The sequence below is a fragment of the Dissulfurispira sp. genome, assembly GCF_036745535.1.
GTDB lineage: Bacteria > Nitrospirota > Thermodesulfovibrionia > Thermodesulfovibrionales > Dissulfurispiraceae > Dissulfurispira.
Genome location: NZ_DAIOFX010000147.1, coordinates 1 through 2,450, shown reverse-complemented (window position 1 = coordinate 2,450; position 2,450 = coordinate 1). Strand labels below are relative to the sequence as shown.

The following is a 2,450-nucleotide window of genomic DNA, read 5'->3' as shown; positions in this document are numbered from 1 at the left end:
CCGGGCAGTTACATACCAACCGATTACCTGCCGATATTAATCATCATGATGATAGCCTTTGCCTTTGGATCGGGTGTATTGCTTGTAGGCAACCTGTTCAGGCTCAGGAGGCCCTACAAAGAGAAGCTGATGCCGTATGAATCAGGAAACCCTCCGGTGGGAGAGCCGAGATACAGATTCAGCATCAAGTTTTACATCATAGCAATGCTCTTTGTGATATTCGATGTTGAAGCAGTATTCCTTTATCCATGGGCAGTAGTATACGACAAGATAGGATTGTATGCACTGGTGGAGATGATGCTATTCATAGCCATACTTGCAGTAGGCTACATATACGCATGGAAAAAAGAAGCCTTTAAATGGGACTGATACCGTGAATTTGAGATTTCAAATTTCAAATTTGAAATTATGGAAGAGGAGGTGAGGGATTATGGTAATAGACGGTGTAAGTGCATTGGTGGAAGTGGAAGAGGGATTGAAGACAATTCCCGGAGCAAACACCATCATAGCCAGCTTTGACAAGATAGTGAACTGGGGAAGGCTGTCGTCATTATGGCCCATGACCTTTGGCCTTGCCTGATGCGCCATAGAAATGATGACGACGGGATCGTCACACTATGATTTAGACAGGTTAGGAGTAATATTCAGGGGCTCGCCCAGGCAGGCGGACTTTGTCATAATAGCAGGCACGGTCACAAAGAAGATGGCGCCAATAGTGCGCAGAGTCTATGACCAGATGCCCGAGCCGAGATATGTAATATCCATGGGAAGCTGCGCATGCAGCGGAGGCATATTCAACACATACAGCACAGTACAGGGAGTAGACACATTCCTGCCTGTTGATGTGTACATACCCGGATGTCCACCGAGGCCCGAAGCACTGATGGAAGGAATAATCAAGCTCCAGGAAAAGATAAAGAAAGAACAGTTCAAATGGAGCAGATGGAGATAAGAATATGGAGCCAAAGGAAATAGCAGAGCTAATCAAAGACAGGTATCCTGCAGAAGTAAAGGAGATAACAGAATTTCGCGGACAGACATCTGTAGTAGTAAAGAAAGACAGAATAAAAGAGATAATGAAATACCTGCACAGCACGCCTGAATTATACTTCGACTACCTCAAGGACCTCTGCGGAGTGGATTATGCAAACAAAAAAGATAACAGATTCGAGGTAGTCTATCACCTGTATTCCATGAGACACAGGCACATGATAAGGATAAAGGCAGAAGTGGATGAAGATGACTGCAATATAGACAGCGTAACAGACATATGGGCTGGGGCAAACTGGCACGAAAGGGAGTGCTACGACATGTATGGAATAGCATTCAACGGACATCCCGACTTAAGGAGAATACTCATGCCCGAGGACTGGGAAGGCCATCCATTGAGGAAAGACTATCCATTAAAAGCAGACCTCGGTGAAATGGAGTGGAAGGGATATAAAGAAGTAATAGAAACAGCAGAAAAGAACAAACAGTATGAGGTCAGATAAAGAATATAGAGAAATGGAGTAATAGGAAAAGAAAGAAGACAACACTCCAGCACCCAGATACAATCTGACAGAGGCCGAACAATCGAGGACGAAATGGCAGGCACAGAACTTAGAACAAAAGAAATCACAATAAGCATGGGACCCCAGCATCCAGCTACTCACGGGGTATTGCGTGTGGTGCTGGACCTTGACGGAGAGACGGTGGTCAAGTGCACACCTTATGTTGGATACCTTCACAGGGGAGTAGAGAAGCTGTCAGAGAACAGGACATATCTGTCTGCACTGCCTCTGACAGACAGATTGGACTACATATCGAGCATGTCAAATAATGTCGGTTATTGCGTGGCAGTGGAGAGGCTCTTTGGAATAGAGCCGCCTGAGAGGGCCAAATACATAAGGACAATAATGTCAGAGATGACGAGGATAAGCAGCCACATAATAGGCATTTCGACACATGCACTGGATATAGGTGCGATGACACTTTTCCTGTATTCGTTCAGAGACAGGGAAAGATTGCTCGATTTGTTTGAGATGACATGTGGTGCGAGACTCACTGTCAGCTATCCGAGGATAGGAGGAGTCAGGAACGATGTTAGTCAGGAGTTCCTCGATAAATTATACGAATTCACAGAGGAATTTCCCCAGATAGTCGAAGACCAATACGAAACCCTCATAGACCAGAACAGGATATGGCTTCAGAGGACAAAGGGCATAGGAGTGATAAGCGCGGAAGAGGCAATAAACTGGGGTCTTACAGGACCGACATTGCGTGGTTCCGGAGTTCCTTATGACGTGAGGAAGTATGCACCTTATGACGCTTATCCCTATGTGGAATTTGATGTGCCAATAGGAAAAAACGGAGATGTGTACGACAGATATAAATGCAGGATGGAGGAGTTGAAGCAGTCAAACAGGATCATTAAACAGTGCATCGAAAAGATGCCTGAAGGCCCTGTT

The 2,450-nt window shown here is 45.4% G+C and carries 3 protein-coding genes and 1 pseudogene; all 4 read left to right on the top strand.

All coding sequences use genetic code 11. The features are described 5' to 3' along the window. Positions 1 to 45: 45 nt before the first annotated feature. Positions 46 to 369, top strand: a complete 324-nt coding sequence (locus V7L97_RS12230; protein WP_442891843.1) for an NADH-quinone oxidoreductase subunit A — start codon at positions 46 to 48, stop codon at positions 367 to 369. A 61-nt stretch (positions 370 to 430) separates the two neighbouring features. Beyond that, positions 431 to 952, top strand: a pseudogene (locus V7L97_RS12220) (NADH-quinone oxidoreductase subunit B). A 4-nt stretch (positions 953 to 956) separates the two neighbouring features. Further along, positions 957 to 1,493 carry an NADH-quinone oxidoreductase subunit C gene (locus V7L97_RS12215; RefSeq protein ID WP_333656379.1) on the top strand — a complete coding sequence of 179 codons (537 nt, stop codon included), beginning with the start codon at positions 957 to 959 and terminating at the stop codon, positions 1,491 to 1,493. Between the two features lie 93 nt (positions 1,494 to 1,586). After that, positions 1,587 to 2,450: NADH-quinone oxidoreductase subunit D (locus V7L97_RS12210; RefSeq protein WP_333656376.1), on the top strand; the 864-nt coding region annotated here is incomplete at its 3' end.

Coding starts and splice junctions, on each gene's coding strand:
- V7L97_RS12230 (WP_442891843.1), top strand. CDS start 46: ATGATGATAGCCTTTGCCTTTGGATCGGGTGTATTGCTTGTAGGCAAC.
- V7L97_RS12215 (WP_333656379.1), top strand. CDS start 957: ATGGAGCCAAAGGAAATAGCAGAGCTAATCAAAGACAGGTATCCTGCA.